General features: G+C 50.9%; 21 protein-coding genes and 1 tRNA gene. 15 read left to right on the top strand and 7 right to left on the bottom strand.

What is annotated here, in order from left to right; translation table 11 throughout:
- The first annotated feature begins 148 nt into the window (after positions 1 to 148).
- Together ACJJIY_RS07360 and ACJJIY_RS07355 are read left to right on the top strand one after the other, a co-directional pair.
- The gene (locus ACJJIY_RS07360) at positions 149 to 1426 is read left to right on the top strand and encodes a YeaH/YhbH family protein (protein ID WP_413664237.1); all 1278 of its coding nucleotides are present in this window, start codon (positions 149 to 151) and stop codon (positions 1424 to 1426) included.
- The gene (locus ACJJIY_RS07355) at positions 1426 to 3015 is read left to right on the top strand and encodes a SpoVR family protein (protein ID WP_444895324.1); all 1590 of its coding nucleotides are present in this window, start codon (positions 1426 to 1428) and stop codon (positions 3013 to 3015) included. The genes ACJJIY_RS07360 and ACJJIY_RS07355 overlap by 1 nt, the downstream gene beginning before the upstream one ends.
- A gap of 76 nt (positions 3016 to 3091) precedes the next feature.
- Here the strand turns inward: ACJJIY_RS07355 and ACJJIY_RS07350 are convergent, their stop codons facing one another.
- The gene (locus tag ACJJIY_RS07350) at positions 3092 to 3664 is read right to left on the bottom strand and encodes a helix-turn-helix domain-containing protein (RefSeq protein WP_413664235.1); all 573 of its coding nucleotides are present in this window, start codon (positions 3662 to 3664) and stop codon (positions 3092 to 3094) included.
- A 532-nt stretch (positions 3665 to 4196) separates the two neighbouring features.
- Here ACJJIY_RS07350 and ACJJIY_RS07345 point away from each other — a divergent pair.
- The 5 genes from ACJJIY_RS07345 to ACJJIY_RS07325 all read left to right on the top strand — a co-directional run bounded on the left by ACJJIY_RS07345 (position 4197) and on the right by ACJJIY_RS07325 (position 9434).
- On the top strand, positions 4197 to 5417 hold the full coding sequence (locus tag ACJJIY_RS07345; RefSeq protein WP_445359378.1) for a multifunctional CCA addition/repair protein: 1221 nt from the start codon (positions 4197 to 4199) through the stop codon (positions 5415 to 5417).
- Positions 5410 to 6138, top strand: a complete 729-nt coding sequence (locus ACJJIY_RS07340) for a pteridine reductase (RefSeq protein WP_445359377.1) — start codon at positions 5410 to 5412, stop codon at positions 6136 to 6138. The genes ACJJIY_RS07345 and ACJJIY_RS07340 overlap by 8 nt, the downstream gene beginning before the upstream one ends.
- A gap of 108 nt (positions 6139 to 6246) precedes the next feature.
- The gene (locus ACJJIY_RS07335) at positions 6247 to 6942 is read left to right on the top strand and encodes a response regulator transcription factor (RefSeq protein WP_413664232.1); all 696 of its coding nucleotides are present in this window, start codon (positions 6247 to 6249) and stop codon (positions 6940 to 6942) included.
- Positions 6926 to 8173, top strand: coding sequence for a sensor histidine kinase (locus ACJJIY_RS07330; protein ID WP_444895326.1), 1248 nt, complete (start codon positions 6926 to 6928; stop codon positions 8171 to 8173). Before ACJJIY_RS07335 ends, ACJJIY_RS07330 begins: the two co-directional genes overlap by 17 nt.
- Positions 8174 to 8375: 202 nt before the next feature.
- Positions 8376 to 9434, top strand: coding sequence for a type 1 glutamine amidotransferase domain-containing protein (locus tag ACJJIY_RS07325; RefSeq protein WP_445359376.1), 1059 nt, complete (start codon positions 8376 to 8378; stop codon positions 9432 to 9434).
- Between the two features lie 21 nt (positions 9435 to 9455).
- On the opposite strand, the gene ACJJIY_RS07320 is transcribed toward ACJJIY_RS07325, so the two are convergent.
- The gene (locus ACJJIY_RS07320) at positions 9456 to 9917 is read right to left on the bottom strand and encodes a winged helix-turn-helix transcriptional regulator (RefSeq protein WP_445359375.1); all 462 of its coding nucleotides are present in this window, start codon (positions 9915 to 9917) and stop codon (positions 9456 to 9458) included.
- 148 nt (positions 9918 to 10065) lie between these two features.
- On the opposite strand from ACJJIY_RS07320, the gene ACJJIY_RS07315 reads away from it, so the two are divergent.
- Positions 10066 to 11178 (top strand): NADH:flavin oxidoreductase, encoded by a 1113-nt coding sequence (locus ACJJIY_RS07315; RefSeq protein WP_445359374.1) that lies wholly within the window; start codon positions 10066 to 10068, stop codon positions 11176 to 11178.
- 68 nt (positions 11179 to 11246) lie between these two features.
- Here ACJJIY_RS07315 and folK read toward each other — a convergent pair whose 3' ends face one another.
- Genes folK through tsaD form a run of 3 tightly spaced genes read right to left on the bottom strand, consistent with a single transcriptional unit; the run spans position 11247 to position 13209 of the window.
- The gene (gene folK, locus ACJJIY_RS07310; protein WP_445359373.1) at positions 11247 to 11738 is read right to left on the bottom strand and encodes a 2-amino-4-hydroxy-6-hydroxymethyldihydropteridine diphosphokinase; all 492 of its coding nucleotides are present in this window, start codon (positions 11736 to 11738) and stop codon (positions 11247 to 11249) included.
- A 2-nt stretch (positions 11739 to 11740) separates the two neighbouring features.
- The gene (gene folB / locus ACJJIY_RS07305) at positions 11741 to 12130 is read right to left on the bottom strand and encodes a dihydroneopterin aldolase (RefSeq protein ID WP_020411528.1); all 390 of its coding nucleotides are present in this window, start codon (positions 12128 to 12130) and stop codon (positions 11741 to 11743) included.
- Positions 12131 to 12174: 44 nt separating this feature from the next.
- Complete coding sequence (tsaD, locus tag ACJJIY_RS07300) at positions 12175 to 13209, bottom strand: tRNA (adenosine(37)-N6)-threonylcarbamoyltransferase complex transferase subunit TsaD (RefSeq protein ID WP_445359372.1); 1035 nt, start codon at positions 13207 to 13209, stop codon at positions 12175 to 12177.
- A 173-nt stretch (positions 13210 to 13382) separates the two neighbouring features.
- On the opposite strand from tsaD, the gene rpsU reads away from it, so the two are divergent.
- From rpsU to ACJJIY_RS07270, 6 genes are all read left to right on the top strand, one after another.
- Entirely contained in the window at positions 13383 to 13598 is a 216-nt protein-coding gene (rpsU, locus tag ACJJIY_RS07295; protein ID WP_020411530.1) for a 30S ribosomal protein S21, read from the top strand.
- Positions 13599 to 13795: 197 nt separating this feature from the next.
- Positions 13796 to 14242: a GatB/YqeY domain-containing protein gene (locus tag ACJJIY_RS07290; protein WP_108731584.1), complete on the top strand. Its 447-nt coding sequence runs from the start codon at positions 13796 to 13798 to the stop codon at positions 14240 to 14242.
- A 15-nt stretch (positions 14243 to 14257) separates the two neighbouring features.
- Complete coding sequence (gene dnaG / locus ACJJIY_RS07285) at positions 14258 to 16222, top strand: DNA primase (protein WP_444895332.1); 1965 nt, start codon at positions 14258 to 14260, stop codon at positions 16220 to 16222.
- 196 nt (positions 16223 to 16418) lie between these two features.
- On the top strand, positions 16419 to 18290 hold the full coding sequence (gene rpoD, locus ACJJIY_RS07280) for an RNA polymerase sigma factor RpoD (protein ID WP_445359371.1): 1872 nt from the start codon (positions 16419 to 16421) through the stop codon (positions 18288 to 18290).
- A gap of 90 nt (positions 18291 to 18380) precedes the next feature.
- Entirely contained in the window at positions 18381 to 18800 is a 420-nt protein-coding gene (locus ACJJIY_RS07275) for a diacylglycerol kinase (RefSeq protein ID WP_444912029.1), read from the top strand.
- 284 nt (positions 18801 to 19084) lie between these two features.
- Positions 19085 to 19161: transfer RNA gene (locus ACJJIY_RS07270), tRNA-Ile, on the top strand.
- Positions 19162 to 19731: 570 nt separating this feature from the next.
- Here the strand turns inward: ACJJIY_RS07270 and ACJJIY_RS07265 are convergent.
- A complete protein-coding gene (locus tag ACJJIY_RS07265) occupies positions 19732 to 20229 on the bottom strand; it encodes a hypothetical protein (RefSeq protein ID WP_445359370.1) in 498 nt (165 codons plus the stop codon).
- 325 nt (positions 20230 to 20554) lie between these two features.
- Between ACJJIY_RS07265 and ACJJIY_RS07260 the strand changes: the two genes are divergently transcribed.
- The gene (locus tag ACJJIY_RS07260; RefSeq protein ID WP_445359369.1) at positions 20555 to 21568 is read left to right on the top strand and encodes a zinc-dependent alcohol dehydrogenase family protein; all 1014 of its coding nucleotides are present in this window, start codon (positions 20555 to 20557) and stop codon (positions 21566 to 21568) included.
- Positions 21569 to 21626: 58 nt separating this feature from the next.
- Here the strand turns inward: ACJJIY_RS07260 and ACJJIY_RS07255 are convergent, their stop codons facing one another.
- Positions 21627 to 22571, bottom strand: coding sequence for a GlxA family transcriptional regulator (locus tag ACJJIY_RS07255; RefSeq protein WP_444918891.1), 945 nt, complete (start codon positions 22569 to 22571; stop codon positions 21627 to 21629).
- Positions 22572 to 22992 lie beyond the last annotated feature (421 nt).

Here is a 22992-nt window from a genome sequence, read left to right as displayed (position 1 = left end):
GTGATTTCACAGCATCTCATCGGGACCCTCAATGGCTCGCTATAGTGAAGATACCAATAATTGTGTTTGGTGGATTCAGCAGGAAATATTCTGAATAGATTTATGGCGATGAATGCCTGTGAGCTTTATTCAGAACAAAGGCAGAAATATGAGCTATATCATCGACCGCCGCTTGAATGGAAAGAAAAAGAGTACCGTTAATCGGCAGCGATTCTTAAGGCGCTATAAGGCTCACATTAAGAAAGCTGTCGGCGACGCCATGAATAGCCGCTCTATTATGGACATGGATAAGGGAGAGCAAATCAGTATCCCTACTCGGGATATCAGCGAACCCTTATTTTCTCACGGTAGCGGTGGGCACGTAGAGCGAGTTTTACCCGGAAACAAGCAATTTACTGCTGGTGATCGTATCCCTCGTCAAGGTCAGCGAGGCGGTGATGGAAATGGTGGTGGTGCCAGTGATAGCGGGGAAGGGGTTGATGAATTTGTCTTCCAGATATCACAAGAAGAGTTTCTGGACTTTATGTTTGAGGGGCTCCAGCTGCCCAATATGATCAAGCAACGCCTGGCCGGCAACGAGTCTTTTCAAATAGTACGTGCCGGAATTAGTAATGAAGGAACTCCAGGTCGTCTCAATGTGATCCGCTCACTCAGGGCTGCCCATGCAAGACGCATAGCCTTGACCAGTAATAAGCGAAGAAACCTGCGTAATTTAGAGGAAGATCTATCCCAAGAAGAAAACAAAGATACTGCTCTGCGAGATCAGCGCAAAATTGAGGCTCTTAAAAACCAAATCGCCGAACTTCGCAGCCGTATCAATCGAGTCCCTTTCCTTGATGATTTCGACCTGAAATATAACCTGCTGATTCGACAACCAAAACCTCGATCTAGGGCGGTGATGTTTTGCCTGATGGATGTATCCGGCTCGATGAACCAAGCCACAAAGGATATGGCCAAACGCTTCTTCTTACTTTTATATTTGTTCCTACAGCGCAGTTATGAATATACAGAAGTCGTTTTTATTCGACACCACACTAGCGCCAAAGAAGTTGATGAAGAGGAGTTTTTCTATTCACGGGAAACTGGTGGCACCATTGTCTCAAGCGCGCTCAAATTAATGCGACGCATTATAAGAGATCGCTACCCCGCCAGCGAATGGAATATCTATGGAGCCCAGGCCTCAGATGGTGATAACTGGAACGACGACTCCAGTACCTGCCACCGAATCCTTATCGACGATATTATGCCCCATGTGCAGTATTACTCTTATGTGGAAATTACTCCCAGAGATCACCAGGCCCTGTGGGAAGAGTATGAAAGTGTCCGCACTTTATTCCCCGATCACTTTGCTATGGAGCAGATTGTCGATGTACAGGATATTTATCCGGTGTTCCGACAACTATTCCGCCAAAAGGTGACTGCCTGATGCTCGACAAATTTGCCAGTGGCGCTGAAGCATCTGAATCTGAGTCGCGTCAGCCCATATCAACAAGCTCAGAATGGACTTTTGAATTAATTCAGGAATATGATCGCGCCATCGGCGCACTGGCAGAAGAGTTTGGGTTAGATACCTACCCAAATCAGATTGAAGTTATCTGCTCAGAGCAGATGATGGATGCCTACTCCTCGGTAGGAATGCCAGTGGGTTATCACCACTGGTCTTTTGGCAAGCAATTTATCAGCGTGGAAAATAATTACCAGCGCGGATTGATGGGGCTGGCTTATGAAATAGTCATTAATTCTAATCCCTGCATCGCTTACCTCATGGAAGAAAATACCATGACAATGCAGGCTTTGGTGATTGCTCACGCCTCCTATGGGCACAATTCTTTCTTTAAAGGGAATTACCTGTTTCGCTCCTGGACAGATGCCAGCAGTATTATTGACTATCTGATCTTTGCCAAAAATTATATTTCCCGCTGTGAAGAGCGCTACGGGCTTGATGAAGTCGAGGCCATTCTCGACTCCTGTCATGCCCTAATGAACTACGGTGTAGACCGCTATAAACGCCCTTACCCAATCTCGGCTATTGAAGAAGAACGCCAACAGCAAGAGCGAGAAGAGTACCGCCAGAGACAGCTCAATGATTTATGGAGGACCATCCCAAAACTCGGTGACGGTATAGAGGAGACAAAGGAGAAACGTTTCCCCGAAGAGCCTCAGGAGAATATCCTGTACTTTGTTGAGAAAAATGCCCCTCTCCTGGAAAACTGGCAACGGGAGCTGGTGCGTATTGTACGTAAGCTGGCCCAATATTTTTATCCACAGCGGCAAACCCAAGTAATGAATGAGGGCTGGGCTACCTTCTGGCATTACACTCTCTTAACCGAGCTGTACAAGCGCGGGCGGGTGACTGAAGGCTTTATGATGGAGTTTCTTCAAAGCCACACCAATGTTATCTACCAACCCTCTTTTGACAGCCCTCACTACAGCGGTATCAATCCCTATACCCTGGGCTTCAGTATTTTTACTGACTTACGGCGTATCTGTGAAAGCCCCACTGAAGAGGATCGCCGCTGGTTCCCAGACATTGCTGGAAGTAACTGGCGTGAAACCCTTCAATTCGCCATGCGCGACTTCAAAGATGAAAGTTTTATTTTACAATTCCTGTCTCCCAAGGTTATGCGAGACATGAAACTGTTTTGTATCAGCGACAACGATAAAGAGAACGATATCATTGTCAGCGCAATTCACGATGAGAGCGGTTATCGCCAGTTAAGAGAGAACCTTGCGGGACAGTACAACCTGGGCAATCGGGAACCGAACATCCAGGTATATTCAGTAGATACCCGTGGTGACCGTTCACTGACCCTGCACCACACACAACACCGCCGTCGCCCTCTTGGTAAAGATACAGCAGAGGTATTAAGGCATCTTCACCGGCTATGGGGCTTCGATATTCACCTGAACAGCTTGAACGGGGATCAAATAACGGCCAGTTGTCACTGCCCAGAGCAAGGTCGGGACCGACCGGAGGGTGAAGAAGAGTCTATGTTAATACCAAAACCCATATAGGTTTCAGCGCGGGAACTGTTGAAATACCAGCCCCGCACAGAATGGGGAAATAATACCCACTTGCGAATCGCGCTACTTAGGCATCAGCTTCCAACAAAAGCTTGGCCTTTGCAGAAAGTTCACCGTGCTCAGAACGGTGAGTTAAAAGAGCATCAGCTCCAGCATCCAGCCAACGGGCTTTCTCGCCATCGTCATCAGAAGGCACAACCAGAATGCTCAAATTTGAATACTCACTGCGGGATCTGAGGTAGTCCAGCACCTGAAACCCACTCTCCCCAAGCAACCCAGTGTCAACCACTAACAACGCAGGCTTGGCACTCGCCATCAAGATACCGGCGGAAAAACTATCACTAGCTACTTCTACTTCACACCCCATCTGCTGAAGCGCCTGGCGTCCACCTGAAGTCAGCTCAGGATCAGTCGTTAACAAAAGCACTTTTCGACTGGGAACTGCCAGGTCGTTCGGAACTGGCATTGAGTTGTCCCGCAGGAAGCCCACGAAATCCTCAACACAGATACGGTGGTCACCACGCCCTGGAAGTTTGTATGCCTTGAGCTGGCCACGCTCAATCCAGCGAATCACCGTTCGGAAGTTAACACCGCAGTACCTGGCTGCTTCCCCGGTGGTTAGCACATGTAATTCGCTCATCTTTATTCTCCCCAACAACTGCGATTAAAAAGAAGAACAGTCAACTTCCCGAAAGTATCCTCTGCCCCACAGAGTTACACGTGAAATTATCCTGCCCAGCTGAACCGCCCCTATAAATTATGCTGTTTAATGCTGCAAACCCAGCCCGAAATTCGGTCCATGTAATTTATTAACGAACAGCGGAACAACCCCCTCAAAAAATACTAATAGATATAGTTGACAGGTAAGACAGGTTTCTTAGAATGACACTAGATTCGTGACTTGGGACTTGTCACGCGATCCTTTCCAGTGGTGTGGCCGTTAAGTCAGAGCCCCCACAGTTGGCAAAGAAATGTTTGCTAAGCGAATACCCTAAGACCCTGGGCCCCCTTGTTTTTTCGGGGCCTTTTTTTTATCTTGCCGAAGCTTCTTACACTCCTACCGCTCATCCTCCGTCCAGCAGACAAACCTGGAACAACGCCGGAACAAATGGACTTATGGCAGTACAATCACCTATCAGATCACTGGACCCTCCAGCTCTGGAGCAAATGTTTTGAAGATTTACCTTGTTGGCGGCGCAGTGCGCGACAGACTTTTGAATCGTCCAGTCACCGAGCGCGACTGGGTAGTAGTTGGGGCAGATGCAGATAGAATGCAGGACCTCGGATACAGCCCAGTCGGCAAAGATTTTCCAGTATTCCTACACCCTGAAACCGGTGAAGAATACGCTCTCGCTCGAACCGAAAGAAAGAGCGGCCACGGCTATGGCGGTTTTACCGTTAACGCCGATGCCAATATCACTCTGGAAGAGGATCTCCTGCGGCGAGATCTCACTATTAATGCCATTGCAGAAGACAGAGACGGCAATCTAATTGACCCCTACGGTGGGCAGGAAGATCTTGAAGCTCGGCTTTTGCGCCATGTTTCCCCTGCATTTGCCGAAGACCCGCTAAGAGTACTGCGAGTGGCCCGCTTTGCCGCCCGCTACCATCACCTTGGCTTTAGCGTTGCCCCTGAGACCATGATACTCATGCGCCAGATGGTAGAAGCAGGTGAAGTGGAATACCTGGTGGCCGAGAGGGTCTGGAAAGAGGTAAGCCGGGCACTTACCGAGCCAGACCCCGATATTTTTATTCGGGTACTGCGAGACTGCGGCGCCCTCTCGGTACTGTTACCAGAGTTAGAGAATTTGTTTGGTGTTCCCCAGCCGCCCAAACACCACCCCGAAGTGGACACTGGAGAACACGTACTGCTAGCCCTGCGCGCCGCACCGCCAGAGCTCCCCTTGCGTTTTGCAGTACTGCTACACGACCTGGGCAAAGGACTGACTCCCGAAGAGATTCTCCCCAGCCACCACGGCCACGAGGCCGCAGGCGTACCTCTTGTAAAGGCCGTCTGTGAGCGCTGGCGTACCCCAAAAGACCTGACTGCACTAGCTGTCGGGGTCTGCGAATATCACCTGCATTGCCACAGAGCCTTCGAATTGCGCCCACAAACCATTATGAAAATGATCCGCAGTCTGGATGCCTTGCGACGTCCCGAGCGATTTGAAAACTTTCTTCGCGCCTGTGAGGCAGATGCCCGAGGTCGTGAGGGGCTGGAGAATCGAGATTATCCACAGGTGGAATTTTTGCGCGCCGCTCGAGATGGGGCAGCGGCAGTAACTGCCGAGGAGTTGATTAAACAGGGCTACCAGGGTGCGAAACTGGGGCAAGCACTGGACCGGGAGCGCATCAAGGCAATCGCCAGAGTAAAGGATAACTACATTGCGTAATGTGTTGATTACCGGTGCCGCCGCACGCCTGGGCCGTGCTATTGCTGAAGAGCTGCATAGAGATCACAGAGTTGTTATTCACTATCGCAACTCGGCTGATGCTGCCAAGGCCCTGGCAAACGAGCTGAACCAACGTCGCCCCAACTCTGCCATAGCGTTGCACAGTGAGTTGAATAGCGCCGAAGCCTGTTCCAATCTGGCCCAACGTGCACAAGAGGCCTGGGGCGGTATTGATGTTCTGGTCAACAATGCCTCAGCATTTCACCCCACACCTGTGGGAAGTGCAACCGAGGAGGACTGGGATCGGCTGGTAGGCAGCAACCTCAAAGCCCCCTTCTTTCTCACTCAGGCCCTGAAAGAAACACTCTGCCAACAACAGGGTTGCGTTGTTAATATGGCGGATATTCACGCCGAGCGCCCGATGCCCAAGCATACTATTTACTGCGCCGCCAAGGCTGGACTGGTAATGCTGACAAAAAGCCTCGCTCTGGAGCTATCGCCCCAGGTGCGGGTCAATGCAGTCGCCCCCGGTGCCATTCTTTGGCCGGAACAAGAGGCAACTAACGAAGCCAAGAAAGCACAAATCACCCAGCGCATTCCTTTGGCCCGAACCGGTGACCCCAGCGATATCGCCAAAACCGTGCGCTTCCTGATCTGTGACGCCCCCTATATCAACGGCCAGGTTATTGCCGTTGACGGCGGCCGCAACCTCAATATCTAGGGCGGTCCAACCAATATCTAAAACAGTCCAACAACGGGGCTTCACTTCAATTTCACCGGCACTCTGTCAGAATGCTTTGTAACTTCCTCTGCCACAAGAGATTTGCCGGTGCGCTCACTGAAGATATTGTTGATTGAAGATAACCCCACTATCGCCCGCCAGCTTGCCGAATTCCTGCACGCTGAGGGCTGGCAGATAGATTATGCCCAGCGGGGCCGCCAGGGCTTACAGCTGGCCCTGGAACAAATCTTCGACCTGATTATTCTCGACCTGGGCCTGCCGGATATGGACGGCTTAGAGGTCTGCGAAAAGATCAAGGCACAAGCGCCAGTTAACATGCCAATTCTGATGTTAACTGCCCGAGATGCTCTCGCAGATAAAGAACGCGGATTTGGTATCGGTGCCGATGACTACTTATGTAAGCCCTTCGAACCAAGGGAACTGATACTGAGATGCCGCGCCCTGGCACGTAGACACCAGCTGCATACCAGTGAAGAAATTAAGGTCGGTGATTTACAGATAAACCAGCGCCAGCAAACGGCCTACCGGGATAAACAACCTCTGCCCCTGACAACTATCGGTTTTCGCATTCTCACTATGCTCGCCCAGGCGTCGCCAGCACCAGTAAGTCGCTCGGCAATAATCCACCATATTTGGGGTGATGAACCCCCAGAAACAGACGCCTTAAAATCCCACATTTATAGTCTTCGCCAAACACTGGATAAGCCTTTCCAGGCCCCTATGTTGAAAACCATCACCAATCTCGGTTATCAGTTGGAAACTCCCAATGCGCGAAACCAGTAATTTACAGAGGAAGGTCTTCGCTATTTTTGGCAGTTTTACCCTGCTGCTATGCTTGGTGTTTTTTGCCATTTGTATGATGGTGGCCTATGTAGTTGAAGACCATTTATTCGATAACTTATTGGCCGGAGAAGTCCGCTACCTCGAACAGCAGGCAAGACTGACTAATACGACCCCAGAGCCACGCCTACCCTATTTAACGCTATACACTGAAAGCAAAGTAATTCCGGCCGAACTGCGCACAGCCTTACCAAGCTATGCAGAAAAGGCTGAGTGGTTTAGTGATACTGAACATCACTTCCATTTACGCAGAGTACATTTTCCGGACAACCATTCCGCCGTTCTCGTAGCTGAAGTCAGTGAATTGCTCACTGTTACCCGACAATCTTCAAAGCTTCTCTGGCTCTTTGCCAGCGCCTGTATCTTGACCCTACTCTTAGCCCTCTATTGTGCTTTTCGTATTTCCCGTAAAACCATCGCGCCTGTAGTAACCCTCGCTAAAGCAGTTCAGCAGCAGAGAAACTGCGATTCTCAAATTTCCCTGCCCTATAACAATGAACAAGATGAAATCGGTTATCTCGCAAGTACGCTGCAAGATACACTTAACCAGCTCAAGCTAACATTGCGCAGGGAAACTGAGTTTACCCGGGATACAAGCCATGAGTTGCGCACCGGACTAACCATTCTGAAAAGCACACTGGCTCTCAGTCAAAATCGGGAAATGACTTTAGCTGAGAAAAATGAGCTCTTAGAAACTGTTACCGGTATGGAAAAAACCGTTAAGACACTATTAGCCCTCGCCCGCTCTGAGTCTCTACAGTCGGAAGATATCCCATTGTGCGCTTTACTAGAGGAACGTCTTTTAGCTCAACACCAGTTAATTGTACAAAAGCATTTTAATGTTGATTTAAAGTTAGGGCACAAAGTCAGAGTCCTGGCCAATCGACACCTGGTAAGTCTGCTCTTCGACAACTTGATCAGCAATGCATTACAGCACGCTACCAGCCCTGAATTGGTTATTACCTATAAGGGGGACACACTCTTTTTTGAGAACGCCACAGACAACCAATTAGATCTAGAAACCTCCCTCTTACCCGGCCAAAAGAGGGAAGGCAGTGACGGCATTGGTCAAGGCCTTTTCCTGGCCAAGAGAATCTGTGAAGCCTTAAATTGGACCATCTCTATCCAGTGTAAAAAAAATATTTATCAGTGCTCTCTATCTTTTACACAGTAGCGTTCTAAGATTCAAATTTTTACCGTATGCGCTCGAGATGCACAGTGAATCAGCATCCATACCTTATACGATCTCGAGCGCAGCTTTTTCTTTCTTCCTAAATAGCAATTGTAATCTCACCTGAATTTCACCTTCCATCCCTTATTCTCCTACGAACTCACTAGAAGATTTTCCGTCTGCTACTGCAATTTTGGAGATTAATATGTTGAAGAAAATTGTTATTTCCCTGGCTCTGACTTTGTCCATATTTTTTGGTTTTATTATTTGGATTAAGGGCCTAATTCCACCCCAAGAGCAGGACTTTTCCACTACGACAGTAAGTGACCTGCCGTATTTACAACAATTACCCAGGGAAAGCCGAGGAAAAATCTTAGCTGTTGTCACCAGTACTGAAACGATGGGAGATAATGGCAAGGCAACTGGTTATGAATTAACTGAACTGGCACGCCCCTATTACATCTTTTCAGCCAACGGATTTATTGTCGATATTGCCAGTCCCAAAGGCGGCAAACCGCCTGCGGTGATCGATAAAGATGATCTGGGGCCTTTCGACTATGCCTTTCTCAATGACCCGGAGGCACAACAAAAGGTCAATCACAGTATTCCTATCGATCAGGTATCAGCAGAAGATTACCAGGCCGTATTTTTTGTCGGCGGTAAAGGCACCATGTTTGATTTCCCCGACAATCCCCATATTCAGTCCCTGGTGCGGGAAATCTATAACAGCGGCAAAATTATCGGAGCGGTATGCCACGGGCCAGCAGCCCTTGCCAATGTCACCCTGGATAATGGCAAGCCCTTAATCGCCGATCGGCAGATCAGTGCTTTTACTAACGAAGAGGAGCTTTTTCTTATCCCTGACGCCGAGCAACGATTTCCATTCCTGCTTGAGGATCGCTTACGTGAGCAAGGCGCGTTTTTTCAGGCTGGGCCCACTTACCTGGAACAAGTCAGCGTGGATGGCCAGCTTATTACCGGGCAAAACCCCTGGTCCACCTGGCTGGCGGCTGAGAGTATGGTAAGCGCGATGGGGTATACCCCTGTTCCACGCCAAATCACTCCGGTGGAGCAGACCGTCAAATTACTACTCACTTATGAGCAGCGCGGCTTTACCGAGGCCACAGAGAAATTACACAAGCTTCAGGAGAAAGGGGAAATAGACCAGCGCCTACTGGCCATGCACGGCGTTGTCTCTGTTATGCGTTGGGAGCCGGGCAGGGCTCTGGACATAATCAGACTGCTGTCCAAGAGCCAGGATTGATAGAGCCCCTCAAAAAGCCAGCTAGCCAGCCTGCTCTAGGGGCTGGCCATTTTCATCCACAAATAATACATCGCGAATACTGAGTTTTTGTCCCTGGGCATTCTGAACAGCCACTTCGGAGATAGGCTCACCACTGTTTTTATCGACCAGGTGTATCCCATCTTTATTGCCGTTCCAGCGCAGATTCCACTGGCGCAGGGCGATTACCACCGTAAACAGGTCCCGGCCTTTTTCCGTTAAGCGGTACTCGTAGCGAGTACCGTGTTCACCCGCATCAAAGCGTACCAGCACCTCGTTATCCACCAGACGTGATAACCGATCCACAAGGATATTTTTGGCAATTCCCAGGTTTCTTTGGAAATCCACAAAACGGCGGGTACCCAGCATCGCCTGCTTAATTATCAGCAGGGACCACCAGTCCCCCACCTCATTTAGGGCGCAAGCCAGGGAGCAATCAAGATCATCAAAGCGTTTACGTGACATACCCCTAGTATACCGACAAAAGGGTTGCAATACGAAACCAGATATTGAACTCAGCCTCGAAATAAGGTCTTATAACGCAACCGTTTTAATTGTGACCGAGCGGGACCATTGAGTCCCAATTTTGAATCGAGACATTCAGGAGAGAGATATGAGTGGTTCCCTGGACAGCCTGCTGCGTCCTTTCGAGCATAAATCCCTAAAACTGCGCAACCGGGTTGCGATGGCTCCCATGACCCGCACCATGTCACCGGGCTATTCAGCCAATGACCAAGTGGCCGGCTATTACCGCCGCCGTGCCGAGGGCGAAGTGGGACTAATTATTACCGAAGGCACCTTCGTTAATCATAAAGCCGCAAACGGCTACGAGAATGTTCCGGCAATCTACGGTGAGGCCGCTCTCGCCGGCTGGAAAAAAGTGGTAGACGAAGTACACGCTGCCGGTGGCCAGATTATCCCGCAGTTATGGCACGTAGGCTCCGTGCGCAAAGAGGGCATAGGCCCGGATAAATCAGTGCCCGGCTACTCCCCCTCAGGTCTGTTCAAACCCGGCAAGCCCAATGGCCAGGCGATGAGCAAAGAGGACATCCAGGAAGTTGTACAAGCTTTTGCAGACGCGGCGAAAGCAGCCAAGGAAATTGGGTTTGACGGTGTAGAGATTCACGGCGCCCACGGCTACCTGATCGACCAGTTTTTCTGGGAAGGTACCAACCAACGCGATGACGAGTACGGTGGCTCCATCGAAAATCGCACCCGCTTTGCAGTGGAAATTATCAAAGCGGTACGTGAAGCCGTAGGCGAAGATTTCGCCATAGTGCTGCGCTACTCCCAGTGGAAGCAGCAGGATTACGAAGCCAAGTTGGCGCAAAACCCGGAAGAACTGAAACGCTTCCTAGCACCACTGGTTGAAGCCGGCGTTGATATTTTCCACGCGTCGACAAGACGCTTCTGGGTGCCAGAATTTGAGGGTTCTGATCTCAACTTGGCAGGCTGGACCAAGGAATTGACGGGAAAACCGGTAATTTCTGTCGGCAGTGTCGGCCTCGACGATGATTTTATCGGCGGCAATAACCAGGGCATGGGCGGCACTGCCAATCCTACCGATTTAGCCGAACTGACCCGCCGTATGGACAACCAGGAGTTCGACCTGATTGCCGTTGGCCGCGCGCTATTACAAGACCCACACTGGTTCGCCAAGGTGCGTGAAGATCGCGCGGAGGAAATCACTCCGTTCACCAAAGAAGCGCTAATGAGCCTAAGTTAATTATTCCTAAAAAAAAGCAGCCGCAAAGGGCTGCTTTTTTATCTACATTTTTTAAAAATTTATTGGAATCACGGCCAAATAAATTCTACCGGCCACAATTTTTGCGAGTCCTGGTCGTACTCATTCCACAGTTGACGGTATGTTTTCTGCTCGACCGGATGCAGTACTTCCGGTGCTATCTCTGCCAGAGGCTGTAAAACAAAGGCATTTTTTACAATTTCACCTCGAGGCAATTTTACCCCGTCGACAGTTCCGGTCAGGTGGTCGTAGGTGAGGGTATCAATATCCAGGGTGCGCGCGCTGAACTTAGGCCCGGAGCGCAGGCGGCCGTTGGCATCTTCAATACCTCGCAGACACAGGGCCAGCTGCCCTACCGGCAGGTCAGTCTGTAGCCCCACAACCAGGTTGTAAAAGTTATCGCCCTGGAAACCCACCGCTTCACTTTCGAAGACCCGGGACACCTGTAATTCGCCAAACCGCCCGGTCAAGGCATCCAGCGCTGCGCGGATATATTGCGCACGATTGATATTACTGCCGAGGCTGAGATACACCTGAGCCACGTTTACACTCCCGCAGACATCGCTGCTGCACCTTTTGCCGGCCTCTCGCCGCGCTCAATAATGACACCCACATCCCTGGACCCTCTGACCGCACCCGGCTTGGACAACCGCAGTCGCAGCCAGCTTACAGAAAACTCTTCCCTAACAATTGCCGCAGCCTGCTCTGCCATGGTCTCCACCAACAGAAACTCACTGCTTTCAATAAAAGCGATCAAGCGCTTGGCCACCGCTTTATAGTTAAGTGTGTACTCGATATTGTCTGTGCGCGCCGCCTCACTAATATCGAAGGCCATCTCCAAATCGAGACTGACCGTCTGGCGCACTTCCCGCTCCCAATCGTAAATACCAATAATGGTATTCACCTTTAAATCCCGTATATAAACAATATCCATTTATCGGCTCTTTTCTTTTTACTGCCAGGCTATTCCTGGGATTTTTAAAGTTCGGTCTTGGGCAATTCTGTCATAGGCCAGCGCGGACGCACATCTACCGCAAGGCTCGTCTGCTCCCCTGCTTTTAAACGTAAACTACCGGCGTAGGCGATCATGGCCCCGTTATCAGTGCAGAATTCATGGCGGGGATAGTAGACGCTGGCCTTATCCTTTCGCAGGCTCGTTTCCAAACGCTCACGCAATAATTTATTTGCGGAAACTCCACCGGCAATCACCAGGGTTTTATAGCCGGAAGCCTTAATAGCGCGACGACATTTAATCACCAGGGTATCCACTACCGCCTCCTGGAAGGCCGCAGCAATATCTGCGCAAGTCTGCTCGTCCGGTAAACCATCCTCCAGGGCGTGCTTGCGCACCGTCGTCAGGGTGAAGGTTTTAAGACCTGAAAAACTGAAATCCAACCCCGGTCGATCAGTCATAGGACGCGGGAAGGTAAAACGTTTGGGGTCTCCTTTCTCCGCCAGGGCAGCCAAACGCGGGCCACCGGGATAATCCAGGTCGAGCATTTTGGCGGCCTTATCAAAGGCCTCGCCGGCGGCATCATCCAGGGATTCACCCATCAATTCGTAATCGCCGAGCCCCCGCACCTCCACCAGCTGGGTGTGTCCGCCGGAAACCAGCAGGGCCACAAAAGGAAAGGCGGGCGGATTATCCTCCAGCATTGGAGCCAGCAGGTGGCCTTCCATATGGTGCACCGCCACCGCCGGGATATCCCAGCCATAGGCCAGTGCACGGGCCGCGCAGGCCCCGACCATTAGCGCTCCCACCAGACCGGGGCCCGCGGTATAGGCGATACCATTGAGGTCTGAAGGGCTGGTCTCGGCCTTCTTCATTACCTGGCAAATCAGCGGCAAGAGTTTGCGCACATGATCACGGCTCGCCAGCTCAGGGACTACGCCGCCATAATCGGCATGCAGGTCCACTTGACTGAACAGGGCATGGCTGAGCAAACCGGACTCAGAATCGTAAATAGCGACGCCAGTTTCATCGCAGGAGGTTTCTATACCAAGGACGCGCACTTGATCTCATTCTCGTGACTACTTCGAGGGGTGGTTATCATACTGGAAAATGGGGTTGCGATCCCGTATAGGAGTGTTTAGAATTTGCGCCCTCGCTGTGAACCGGCCACCGGATGCAACTGCGAGAGCATTGCCGGAATGGCCGAGAGAAACGAATTTTAACAGGTATCCTAATGCCCTCTGTACGAATCAAAGACAACGAACCTTTCGATATCGCCCTGCGCCGTTTCAAGCGCTCCTGTGAAAAAGCAGGCGTACTGTCTGAAGTACGTCGTCGCGAGTTCTACGAGAAGCCCACCGCTGTTCGTAAGCGCAAAGCTGCTGCCGCTGTAAAGCGTCACGCTAAAAAGCTTCAGCGCGAAAACCGCAAGTTCCAGCGTCTCTACTAAGAGCCGCAGGCTGCATAAGCCTGTCGCAGCGAGGCGGCCGGACGGGCTTAGCCCGTAGCGGAGCTATAAAGAACGGCGTGCGAGCCATACTCGCGCGCCGTTTTTCGTTTGGGCTAACGCATTTCCCCCGCCCAACAGACAAGCTATCCTAAGCCCCTGATCCAAAATTCATTGCCAACAATCTCGGAACACTCACTATGAGCACTCTCAAGGAAACCCTGACTCAAGCCACTAAAGACGCAATGAAAGCGCGAGACAAAGAGCGCCTGGCCACCCTGCGCCTGATCAACGCCGAGATCAAACGCGTTGAAGTCGACGAGCGCATCGACCTGGATGACGCCCGCATCCTCGCCCTGCTGGACAAAATGACCAAGCAGCGCCGCGACTCCATTACCCAGTACGAGAAAGCTGGCCGGGCCGAACTGGCAGCAGTAGAGCAGGCTGAAATTGAAGTTATCCAGGAATTCCTGCCGAAGCAGCTGAGCGAAGCTGAGATCACCGATATCGTTGCCTCCGCCGTCAAAGACACCGGTGCCAACAGCATGGCGGATATGGGCAAAGTCATCGCCCAGGTTAAACCCCAGGTGCAGGGCCGTGCAGATATGGGCGCGGTGAGCAAACTGGTGAAGGCCCAACTGGCCTAAGCTGAGCGAATCCCCATGGCCGGCAAGATACCCCAGCACTTTATTGACGATCTGCTCGCAAGGGCAGATATCGTCGAGCTGGTGGACAGCCGGGTCAAGCTGCGTAAAACAGGCAAAAACTACTCTGCCTGCTGCCCCTTCCACGACGAGAAAACCCCATCGTTTACCGTGAGTGCGGACAAGCAGTTTTATTATTGCTTCGGCTGCGGTGCCAATGGCAATGCCATCGGCTTCCTCATGGAGTACGACCGCCTGCCCTTCCCAGAAGCGGTGGAAAAACTCGCGGCCACCCGTGGACTGGAAGTTCCCAGGGAACAACTGGCACCGGGGCAAGAAAAGCGCCAGCGGGAGAGTCAATCTCTCTACCAGCTCACAGAGAAAGCCGCCGACTACTACCGTGAACAGCTGCGTAACCACCCCGCCGCAGGCAATGCGGTGGCCTACTTGCGCAATCGCGGCCTCTCCGGTGAGATTGCCCGGGACTTTGGTATCGGCCTTGCGCCCCCGGGCTGGGACAACCTGCTCAATGCATTAGCCGATACCCCCGAGAAAGCGGATCAACTGGAACTGGCAGGCCTGGCCATTCGCCGCCAGGACAGTGATGGCAATACCAAGCCCAACGCGCGCCACCACTACGACCGCTTCCGCAACCGTATTATTTTCCCGATCCGCGACCAGCGCGGGCGCGCCATCGCCTTTGGCGGGCGGGTACTGGGCGACGACAAACCCAAGTACCTGAACTCCCCGGAAACCCCGATTTTCCACAAGAGCCGCGAACTCTACGGCCTGTGGGAAGCGCGCCAGGCCAACCGCAATTTAGAGCGCCTAATTGTGGTTGAAGGCTATATGGATGTGGTGGCACTGGCCCAGTTCGATATCCGCTGCGCCGTCGCCACCCTGGGCACCGCTTGTGGCGAAGACCATATTCAACTCGCCTTCCGCCACACCTCGGAACTGCTGTTTTGCTTTGACGGCGACCGTGCCGGCCGCGCTGCCGCCCGCCGCGCTCTGGAGTCGGCCCTGCCGCAGATGCAGGACGGACGCAGCCTGCGCTTCCTGCTGCTGCCGGAAGGCGAGGACCCGGACACCCTGGTACGCCAACTGGGCGGTGAACGTTTCCAGCAGCTAATTAAGGAGCAATCCCTACCGCTGGAAGATTTTCTCTTCGACCTACTGAGCGAAGATATCAACCTGCAGACCATGGACGGCCGCGCGCGCCTGTCCAAACTCGCCGCCCCCCTGCTGGACCTGCTGCCCGATGGCGTCTACCGCCAGCTGATGTTCCAACAACTGGCCTCGCGCACCGGGCTCGACAAGGAAACCCTGCAAGAGGTTATCCGCACAGAAAAAGCTCGCACGCCGCAACAGCCCCACCCGCAACCTACAGCTGCACCGGGAGAGCCAAGCCAAGCACCCTCCCCTCACGAGGAGCTGGAGCACCGCACACCGCCGGAACCCTGGCAGCGCGACAACAACTTCAGTGAAAGTGCAGCACCGAATTACGACAGTCCGCGCCGCCAAAGCCAATATCTCCTGCCGCCAGAGCGCATGCTGATCGCCCTGCTGTTGCACCACCCGGAGCTGGCAACACAAATCGAAAATCCACAGCAATTCCCCATCGACGGCAATGCAGACCTGGCATTGTTTATCCAACTGGTGGAACTGTACAAAAGCCGCCCCCAATTAAATTTCTATCAATTGATCGGCCACTGGCGTGCACACCACAGCGCAGAATCTTGCGATACCCTGGCCAAGCTCGCTATATCTCCGCTGGTATCGGTCGCGCGGCAACTCGCTCAGGATGACAGCAACCTGGAATACGATCCGCACACCGAATTTAACGACTGTCTGCTGCGCCTGAAACAAGCTGCAGACAAACAGCGCAACCGCGATTTACTCGATCAACTCAAGAACAGCGCCCAGTTGAGCCCCGAAGAACAACTGGCTCTATTAGCCAATTGGCGAAAAAAGCAGAATTAATAAGCGCCAACCCCTTGAAAACTGCGGGCTCAGCACTATATTCACTCACCCCCGCCGGGCGGGATCGGGAACCCCAGCACCCTAAACATCGCACCTACGCCGTTACTTGACAGCTAGAGTGGTTATTGCTAGTGCAAATACGCTATAATCCCGCGTCTTTGTCCCGTATTTTCATTCCCAGAATTCAGGGTTGTGCATGACCGACAAAACCCAGCAACAGTCCCGCATTAAGGAACTGATCGCCCGCGGTAAAGAGCAGGGCTATCTGACCTATGCCGAGGTAAATGACCACCTACCGGAAGATATTTCCGATCCCGATCAGGTGGAAGACATTATTGGCATGATCAACGACATGGGCATCAAGGTGTTTGAAACCGCACCGGATGCCGAAGAGTTGTTGATGGCTGAAGGCGACAGCTCCGCTGATGAAATCGCCGCAGCCGAAGCTGCCGCTGCCCTGGCAGCCGTAGAGTCCGACGTAGGCCGAACCACCGATCCAGTACGCATGTATATGCGCGAAATGGGCACCGTAGAGCTGCTCACGCGCGAAGGCGAGATCGCCATTGCCAAGCGTATCGAAGAGGGCCTGCGCGAACTGATGGCCGCCCTGGCCTACTGGCCGGGTGCAGTGCAGCAGATCATCGATGAGTACGCTCTGATCGAAAAAGAAGAGCGCCGCATCCCCGATATTATCTCCGGTTGGCTCGACCCCGCCGACGAGGTTCCGCCCGGAGCCCAGGCCGGCCAAGCCGCCGCCGCTGCCAGCGCGCCGGAGTCATCAGATTCCGATGACGACGCCGAAGACGACGACAGCGATGACGACAGCAGCGAAGAAGAAGAAGAGGAAGCTACCGGCGGTATCGACCCCGAAGAGCTCGCCGAGCGCATGAACGCGCTGATCGCCGCACAGAAAGCTGCCGACGAAGCCATCGCCGCCCACGGTCGCGATTCCAAAGAAGCTGGCCAGGCCCTCGAAGCCGTTGGCGATGTATTCCGCTTCTTTAAACTGGCTCCCCGCCAGTTCGACCCGCTGTACGGCGAAGTTCGCTACGTACTCGATAGCGTGCGCGAGCAAGAGCGCGTGGTTATGGCCATGTGTATCAAACGCGCCCGCATGCCGCGCAAGACCTTTATCAAGGAATTCCCCGGCAACGAGACCAATGATGATTGGATTCCCGCAATCATCAAGAAAAAGCGCGATTATTCCGATGCCCTGCGCCACGTCGTAGACGAGGTTGTTCGCGCCCAGCGCAAACTGGCTCAGTTCCAGGAGCGCGCTAAGCTGGACGTAGGCCAGATCAAAGAGATCAACCGCCGCATGTCCATTGGTGAGGCCCGTTCACGCCGCGCCAAGAAAGAGATGGTCGAAGCCAACCTGCGTCTGGTTATCTCTATCGCCAAGAAGTACACCAACCGCGGCCTGCAGTTCCTGGACCTGATCCAGGAAGGCAACATCGGCTTGATGAAGGCTGTGGATAAGTTCGAATACCGCCGCGGTTACAAGTTCTCCACTTATGCCACCTGGTGGATTCGCCAGGCCATTACCCGCTCTATTGCGGACCAGGCCCGCACCATCCGTATCCCGGTACATATGATTGAGACTATTAATAAGCTCAACCGTATCAGCCGCCAGATGCTGCAGGAAATGGGTCGCGAGCCCACTCCGGAAGAACTGGGCGAGCGCATGGAAATGCCGGAAGACAAGGTGCGCAAAGTCCTCAAGATCGCCAAAGAGCCGATCTCCATGGAGACGCCTATCGGCGACGACGAAGACTCCCACCTGGGTGACTTTATCGAGGATCAAAATCAATCCTCGCCGGTGGATACCGCCACTCAAACTGGCCTGCACGACGCCACCCGCTCCGTGCTTTCCGGCCTCACCGCCCGTGAAGCCAAGGTACTGCGTATGCGTTTCGGTATTGATATGAATACCGACCACACTCTGGAAGAGGTGGGCAAACAGTTTGACGTAACCCGCGAGCGTATCCGTCAGATCGAAGCGAAAGCATTGCGCAAACTGCGACACCCCTCCAGGTCGGAGCATTTACGCAGCTTCCTCGACGAGTAAGCGCTAGACTAAAGCCCGGTTCAACCGGGCTTTTTTTTGTGACATAAAGATGACCTCCCAGCGCAGGCTTAGTGAAAGCAGGAGATAAGCATGCAAAAAGAAATGGCGAATAAGCAGGAAAAATCTGAAGAGATTGCCAACAAGCCCGGCAAGAAGGGGTTTGCTCGCCTCCTGGCTGCCACTAGCTACTCCAGTCAGGGGCTCGTCGCTGCGTGGCGCAATGAGGAAGCTTTTCGCCAGGAAGTAATTGCCGCCTGCCTAATGGTGCCTCTCGCACTCTGGGCCGGGGAGACACCTACTGAGCGCGCCATATTGATTGCAGCCGTGATGTTTGTCCTCCCAATAGAACTTATCAACAGCGCTATTGAGGCGACCGTGGACCGCATCGGCCCCGAGAAACACCCGCTGGCCAAGATTGCCAAAGACACAGGCTCCGCCGCCGTCGCCGTCGCCCTCTTCGCTGCATTCCTGGTTTGGTGCTGTATCCTTATCCCTAAACTGCCGATTTAAATACTTTAGTATGAGATTTTGACCTCCATTTCGCATAAACAAGACAACTGTACCAATTACAGCTTCCAATTAAGACTACCGAACCAATTAAGGTGTTTGGCAGCTTTCGCAAGGTGGACGTCTACCCCATAAAGATTCAGTTGTTGGCGAAAGCTTGAGCAACAGGGGAAGAAGATTTCTAGAATTTGCCCATATCAGCCTTGAGTGCTAACAAAGGCATTGATTTACAAGGGAAAATCTTGTACTTTCCCAACCGCTTGCAACGATCCTCGCAAGCAATGTGTGGGCCCTTAGCTCAGTTGGTTAGAGCATCCGACTCATAATCGGCAGGTCCTGGGTTCGAGTCCCGGAGGGCCCACCATTTTTACTCCACTCATATTCCTTGTATCGACATCAGTCTTTATCTCTACTTCGAAGCGATCGCACCAATTGGATGTTAAAGAAGATAGCGAGATAGATGTGTATAGCAGCAGTTTTTTACAATAATGTTAAACCAGCCTGAAACTTATATTGAGTTCCCCTAACACAAAGCAGAACCGAGTATATTTGCACAATGGAAACAACACCTTCTTAAATTGATCCAATAAACATCAACACAATAATAAAACCTCATAATTCTGCTCATTATTAGGATTTGTATAAATGGGATACTGGACCCCAAAGTCTTGTCTTTTGTTACCCGTGATTATCACCACTATCCGCAATAGAAAATCATTACACAAATTCATACATCAAATATTTTTACATATCTTTCAAGTTAAAAATCTACATCTTTTTTACATTAAACCAACTTATATTTTATTTTAAAATTCACTTTACATAAAAATTACTCGACGCAATCAGCCACCAAAGTTATTCCTTCTACAAACAACAAAACACAAAGAAATCATATTTAGATTAATTTAATATAATCAAATATCAACATAAATATCTATTCTGGAATCACAGTATCTCGAAACAGCGGCTGATCATTCATCCAAGGAATTTTTTCAGCAACATGGCAAGTCATACAAGCAGAACGTCCAGCAGAATATCCTTGCCATGCTCGCCTGACATCCCGACTTTCAAATGACTTCAGTACATCCGCATATATACTTTTCATAAAAATGGCATCGGCATTCTTTTTACGAGCCGGTCGCCTGACATAACCATTCTCTATTGCTGTTTTGATTTTCTTCCAATGATAAATTGCAAGGTCAAAATTCTCACCTTGCAAAGCAGAATAAATCGTTTTATAACGTGCTCCAACCTCCCACATCGAAGCAGAAAACCCTCCAAGAGAGTCTTGTAACAAAATTAGACGATCCCTTTCACTTTCTGCATTTAGCAGCCAGTCACTTTCTTTACCAGTATCGTAACTCAGAGAATATGAAAAATTAGAAGCTACAACAGAGACAAATAAACAAACCAAAACCTTATTCTCGTGCATATTATTCACCGTAACTTTAACTAAGCTAGTATTTAAATAATAGAACGATAAATAAAACACTGAAAATGAAATCATATCAATCTAGGCGCATTTTTTGACGAATCAAACTAGGTAACTTTTCAAACAGTTAGACGACTACCCTATTTACTCGAGCCGGCTAGTTAAGTAAAAATTTACGACAATATTGCTATGATTTCCTATATTAAACATTGCCCTATTACAAGCGAAACTAAATTTCGACAAGCGCCTATACCCAAAGTCTGCTAAAACTGATCCTCTTAATCACAATATATAGCGGTATTACAAATAACGAAGGATAAGTAGCATGAGAGCATTAACACTAAAAACACCAGGCGGACTAGAAAATATTTCGGTTAGCGACATCGCTAACCCGGGAGCACCCGGCCCAGGCCAAATCCGTGTTGCAATTAAAGCCTCCTCCCTCAACTTCCACGATCTTTTGGTTGCCAACGGCGGTATTCCCACAGAAGACGGCCGTATTCTGATGTCTGATGGAGGCGGTATCGTGGATGCAGTTGGTGAGGGAGTTACCGATTTTCAGGTTGGCGATTCTGTTGTGTCGTGCTTTTTCCCACAGTGGCCAGCAGGTACGCCTATGGCTTCCGTGGGTAACTTTGCCAATACGCCTGGTGACGGTATCGATGGGATGGCCGCTGAGTTTGTTGTGCGCGATCAGAGCGCCTTTACCCTTGCCCCAAAAGGCTGGAGCCACGCTCAGGCGGCAACCATTACTACCGCAGGCCTTACTGCTTGGCGGGCATTGGTAGTAGACGGCAAGGTAAAACCTGGCGACACAATATTGACTCTAGGCACTGGCGGAGTATCTATTACGGTAATTCAGATTGCCAAAATACTGGGGGCCAAAGTTATTGTTACTTCTTCTTCCGACGAGAAACTGGAGCGCGCCAAAAAATTAGGCGCCAATCATGGCGTCAACTATCGCACGCATACACAGTGGTCAAAAAAGGTTATAGAGCTGACGGAAGGCAAAGGTGCGGACCATATTATTGAGCTCGGTGGCCCCGGTACACTAGAGCAATCGATCCATTCAGTCAGAGTTGGCGGCCATATTTCATTGATTGGTGTTTTAACGGGCCGCTCGGGAGAAGTGCCCACAGCACTGTTGATGGCCAAGCAGGCCCGGTTACAGGGCTTGATCGTTGGAAGCCGTAGGGATCAACGGGAATATGTCACCGCATTGGAAACCAACCAGATACAGCCAGTGATTGATAAGACTTACCCTATGGAGGAACTGGCTGCAGCATTTGAGTACCAGGCCAGCGGGTCGCACTTTGGCAAGATCTGCGTCGAGTGGTAATGGAATAGCTCTCAATCTCGCCGCACTCTTAAAACTAAGACACTTGTGAGAGCGCGGCTTAACGATTCCTACTGAAATATGAGGGGGACACACCAAATTGGCCATAAAAAGCCCGGCGAAAGCTATCATAGCTTGCAAACCCCACCTGCCGAGCTACCTGAACAAGGCTTGCTGATTCACAGGTGATTAAATCCCGCGCCCGGTTTAAACGGAGTTGGTTTAGATAATGTCCGGGGGTGCTATTAAGATGTTGCTTGAACAAGCGAGTTAACTGGCGATCGCTAACAGAAATACGCTCCGCCATATCGGAAACGCTGATTGATTTCTGGTAATTCTCCGACAGCCACTCCAATAGAGGATTGAGCCTCATACTGTCACTGGATTGCACTTTAAGCAGATCAGAGTACTGGGACTGCCCTCCCCTGCGCTGTAGATAAACCACCAGGTCTTTAGCCACACTGGCCGCAATAGTATTACCATAATCCTGGCGAATCACTTCCAGGGCCAAGTCGACTCCAGATAGAATTCCCGCTGAAGACCACAGTTTTCCGCTTTCAATAAATAAGGGGTCCTGCTCAACCTGATAATTGACTGCTTGCTCGGCAAGCTGCCGGCAATGCCGCCAGTGAGTGGTAATACGGTGCTTTTGTTCCGGAAATATATCTGTTAGCAAGAATGCACCTGTACAGATACTCAAGACACGCTCTGCTTTGTCTGCGATTGCACGTAGCGCATTTACCTGCTTAGGGCTTAAGCGCAGCTGCCGCATCCCAGTACCGCCAGTAATGACCAGGTAATCAATTTCCCTATCCTGGTAAATATCAAAATCCACAGATAGGGCTTGGCCGTACGCGGTTTTAACTGATGCATTGGTTAAACCTATCAAACAACTTTTATAGGCCTCACTAACGAAACTATTAGCCTCCATAAAGGCATCCAAGGGCCCAAAGAGGTCTAAAGCCTGGAATCCATCAGCAACAAAAAAACCTATCTTCTTGGTCATAGCATCTCCTCCACACAGGGAATTGTACTCCAGTGGGCGCGTCTGCTATGACACATTTACGACACAAAACGACATTGGTACTTCACCTGAACTAGTTCAACATAGAACTACCTCCATGAAACTGAACCACCCAATCTCATAAGGCTGACAGAAAATTAGCTAGTCAGTCCAAATCCCACAGCAATTAAAACTCTACCATTCAGCTACTCAATGTTTGTAAGGTTTGTATTACCTAAACCGTTTGTACCAAATTGGTCAGCTCTTATCCTAAGTAGGAAGTTTTACTTAATAAAAAATAATCTTTAAGAAAATACTCAATATGCAAATGAACCAACCATGATGCCGGTCAAGTAATAAAAATTAATTTAGAGTTAACCTTCAGTTTTATTTACCAAACAAACTGCAGTTGCATTTTGCACCC

The sequence above is a fragment of the Microbulbifer maximicatervae (SeqCode) genome, assembly GCF_052468155.1.
This window is presented reverse-complemented; position numbering and strand designations above follow the sequence as displayed.